Annotated in this window: 3 protein-coding genes; 1 reads left to right on the plus strand and 2 read right to left on the minus strand. The window is 63.3% G+C overall.

Annotated features, from left to right (window positions below; genetic code table 11):
- Positions 1-104: 104 nt before the first annotated feature.
- Positions 105-896 (minus strand): type I methionyl aminopeptidase, encoded by a 792-nt coding sequence (gene map / locus ACVOLZ_RS22275; RefSeq protein WP_481518039.1) that lies wholly within the window; start codon positions 894-896, stop codon positions 105-107.
- On the minus strand, positions 893-1,105 hold the full coding sequence (locus ACVOLZ_RS22280; protein WP_282273430.1) for a ParD-like family protein: 213 nt from the start codon (positions 1,103-1,105) through the stop codon (positions 893-895). The genes map and ACVOLZ_RS22280 overlap by 4 nt, the downstream gene beginning before the upstream one ends.
- Before the next feature lie 284 nt (positions 1,106-1,389).
- Between ACVOLZ_RS22280 and rpsP the strand changes: the two genes are divergently transcribed.
- Positions 1,390-1,650 carry a 30S ribosomal protein S16 gene (gene rpsP / locus ACVOLZ_RS22285; RefSeq protein WP_481518040.1) on the plus strand — a complete coding sequence of 87 codons (261 nt, stop codon included), beginning with the start codon at positions 1,390-1,392 and terminating at the stop codon, positions 1,648-1,650.
- Positions 1,651-1,761: the final 111 nt, after the last annotated feature.

The raw sequence follows: 1,761 nt of genomic DNA on the forward strand, positions 1-1,761 counted from the left end.
CCGCCGCCCCCCCCGCTACCCTGACCCACCACCTCTGGGGCAACCTCCCACCCACCCCAAAACCCCCCGCTCCGGGGCTCCCCCCGCTCCCACAAAAGCCTGTCTTACACGAGTGCGCCCAGCAGCTTCTGCGCGGTGGCCCGTTCCTCATCGCGCAGCGTCAATACGCGTACGCCGGTCTCCGTCACCTCGACGGTATGCTCGCACTGCGCCGATAACTTTCCATCGCGTGTGGTCACGGTCCAACCATCGTCGTGGTTGTCGATCGCTGCGCGGCCCTGGTTGATCATCGGTTCGATGGTGAAGGTCATGCCGGCCTGCAGTTCGAGCCCTGCGCCGCGATGCCCGTAGTGCAGCACATTCGGCTCTTCGTGCATTTCGCGGCCAATGCCGTGGCCGCAGTACTCCTTCACCACCGAATAGCCGGCGTCCTTGGCATGGCGGTTGATTGCAAAGCCGATGTCGCCCAGGGTCGCGCCGGGGCGTACTGCGGCGATGCCCTTCCACATGGCCTCGTTGGTGACGCGCACGAGACGTTTGGCTTGATGGCTTACCTCGCCGATCAGGAACATGCGGCTGGAATCGGCGATGTAGCCGTTCTTCTCCAGGGTGATGTCCAGGTTGACGATGCTGCCGCTGCGAAGGATGTCCTTCGATGACGGCACGCCGTGGCAGACAACGGTATCGATGGAGCTGTTGAGCACATAGGCGAAGCCATACTGGCCCTTGCTCGCCGGGCGCGCCTGCAAACGGTCGACGATGAAACGCTCGACCCAGTCGTTTACCTGCAGCGTGCTCATGCCTTCCAGCGGCAGCTGGTTCAGTGCTTCGAACACCGACGCCAGCAGGCGCCCGGATTCGGCCATCAATACCAGTTCATGCGGCTGCTTGATCATGCTTCCGCCATCCGCATGCCCGCTGGGCTTACCCCGGCAGCCGCGAGTTCGCGCGCCACCAGCTCCTGGAAACTCAGCTGCGGATTCAGTTCGCAGAGCATGCCGATCCTGATCCAGAACCCGGCTTGGGCGTTGATGGAGCGGCCAGACACGGTGCTGGCCTTGCGCAGGTTGTCGTGCAGTTCGTCGTCGATGTTCACGATGCCCATCGGTTGCCCCTTGAATTGAATATATGATTCATATGCGAATCATATGCCCGTGGCGCTGAACGAGACAGAAGGGGCAGCTCGGCGGGCATGGCCAGGCGTGAAAATCGATGGGTCGCCAACCGGGTTGGCTGCGAAGGACGCACCGACAGCGCTGCTGGAAGGTGAGCGCTGAGGCTGGTTCAGGTTCCCGATCAGGGCCGGGGTTGGAATGGAGCGGGGTGGTCGCTATAATCGCCGACTTACCGCGCCATCCTGGCGACTGGGCAACATAGGAAAACACCACCATGGTCAAGATTCGACTGACCCGCGGCGGCGCCAAGAAGCGTCCGTTCTACCACATCATCGTTTCCGACGTCCGTAGCGCCCGCGACGGCCGCAACATCGAGCGCGTCGGTTACTACAACCCGGTTGCACAGGGTGGCGAGCAGCGCGTTGTGCTGGATATCGCTGCTTGCGACAAGTGGATCGCCAACGGCGCTCAGATGACCGACAAGGTTCGCAACCTGTACAAGGAAGCGACCAAGTCCCAGGCCGCTGCGGCCTGATCCTGGCGGGGGGGGGGGGGGGGGGGGGGGGCCCCCCCGGGGGAAGAAAAAAAAAAAAAAAAAAAAAGAAGGGGGGGGGGGGGGGGGGGGGGGGGGTGGGGTGGGGGGGGG

The sequence above is a fragment of the Stenotrophomonas sp. STEN020 genome (genome assembly GCF_056760195.1).

Coding starts and splice junctions, on each gene's coding strand:
- map (WP_481518039.1), bottom strand. CDS start 896: ATGATCAAGCAGCCGCATGAACTGGTATTGATGGCCGAATCCGGGCGC.
- ACVOLZ_RS22280 (WP_282273430.1), bottom strand. CDS start 1,105: ATGGGCATCGTGAACATCGACGACGAACTGCACGACAACCTGCGCAAG.
- rpsP (WP_481518040.1), top strand. CDS start 1,390: ATGGTCAAGATTCGACTGACCCGCGGCGGCGCCAAGAAGCGTCCGTTC.